Genomic DNA, 1,418 nt, shown 5'->3' on the forward strand with positions numbered 1-1,418 from the left:
ACCCAAGACGCAACAAGACGACATGAGAGCGCTTTTAAAGCGCGCGTACACTGATAAGGTGTTTAGTGTCGATCACTCAACCAAAGTCGATAAGATGACACGTGGTGAAGCGTTAGACTTGCTGATTAGTTACAATGCAAGAAGAAAATGATATGGTGTAAATAGCTTATCTACCAAGTTGTAGAAAAAGACCGTTGGATTGCGCAATGTGCTAACCGACCTTTGCGATTTACTTATAGTCTATCGCCTACAAAGGCTTTGTTCGTTGTGCCGGAAACAACGTAAAGCGCCCTGTCCTTAATTGGATTAGGGCGCTTTTTTTATTTGTCTTCTTCAAATTCAACAACCTTAAACAATTCATTCATGTCCGTGATTTCAAATGCCTGCACCAGTTCATTCAAAGTGGTCTTTGTATAACTTTTCGTTTTGTCATTATACAAGTCACTAACAGCACGATTCGTTAAATTGGTTCTTTCTACTAAATCCTTTTGCTCCCATTCTTTCTCCGCAAGCAGCACACGCAATCTCAACTTTACTTCTTTCGCCAATGGTATTCCTCCCCTGTATGTAATATCCGTACTTTGATTATATATTATTCAATCCAATTACGCAATTTGTAATTGACATTTGTTTTATGTATATGTATTATGTAATTAAGTTACGATATTTACAACTGAAATACAAAAGGAGGAATTGATATGTGTAAACCAAGCAAGTACATCAACGAGATTTGCCCTGGTTGTCATCCACAAGGTTATGAGTTGTCACTCGCTAAATTCACTGGCGAGAAAGATATCGTGGAAGCAAGCAACGCGGACGAGTCGTACATCGAATATCTGTATGAGTGCTGCCAGTGCGGTACAAAGGTATGGGTGGATGAACAATGGATGAAACGTAATGCAGTTGGTTCATCAAATGTGGACGTCATTCATCAACGGCGGGAGTATATCAAACGGAAGGATGTCCAACTGGACAACATCACGGATGCTCATAAGTACACACGTCGATTGTCGCGCATTATGCAGTATCACAAATTGTTAACAGATTTAGAAGTCTTGGCAGTTGAAAAGTTGTTGAAATAACCAACCAGGAATGAAAGTGAGGTGATCGCTTTGTCTACATTGCTAAATACAGAAACTACATATATGTCCCTGCAACCATTTAGCAGTGTGGACGAATTGAACGCGAATACGATTGCTATTCGTGAGCAATTTGCGGATCAACTGACTCCTTCCACACGAGAGGTGTTAGATGTGCTGCACCGTTATTCATGCAAGTATCCCGGTGTCTGTTACTTGTCCAAAAATAAGATTGCTGAAATGGTAGGGGTATCAAGACGTACTGTAATTCGTGCATGTAAGCAATTAGAAGATTTAGGCGTAATTGTTCAGCATGAGTTGAAACGCCATAACGGCGAC

Annotated in this window: 3 protein-coding genes; 2 read left to right on the forward strand and 1 reads right to left on the reverse strand. The window is 40.3% G+C overall.

The window, feature by feature from the left end; translation table 11 throughout:
* Positions 1–320: 320 nt before the first annotated feature.
* On the reverse strand, positions 321–548 hold the full coding sequence (locus ACFQ38_RS11360) for a helix-turn-helix domain-containing protein (protein ID WP_381480965.1): 228 nt from the start codon (positions 546–548) through the stop codon (positions 321–323).
* A gap of 150 nt (positions 549–698) precedes the next feature.
* On the opposite strand from ACFQ38_RS11360, the gene ACFQ38_RS11365 reads away from it, so the two are divergent.
* Both ACFQ38_RS11365 and ACFQ38_RS11370 read left to right on the forward strand, forming a co-directional pair.
* Positions 699–1,082: a hypothetical protein gene (locus ACFQ38_RS11365; protein WP_381480967.1), complete on the forward strand. Its 384-nt coding sequence runs from the start codon at positions 699–701 to the stop codon at positions 1,080–1,082.
* A gap of 30 nt (positions 1,083–1,112) precedes the next feature.
* On the forward strand, positions 1,113–1,418 hold a 306-nt coding region (locus ACFQ38_RS11370; RefSeq protein ID WP_381480969.1), incomplete at its 3' end, for a helix-turn-helix domain-containing protein.

The organism is Sporosarcina contaminans (genome assembly GCF_042679045.1).
Classification (GTDB): domain Bacteria; phylum Bacillota; class Bacilli; order Bacillales_A; family Planococcaceae; genus Sporosarcina; species Sporosarcina contaminans.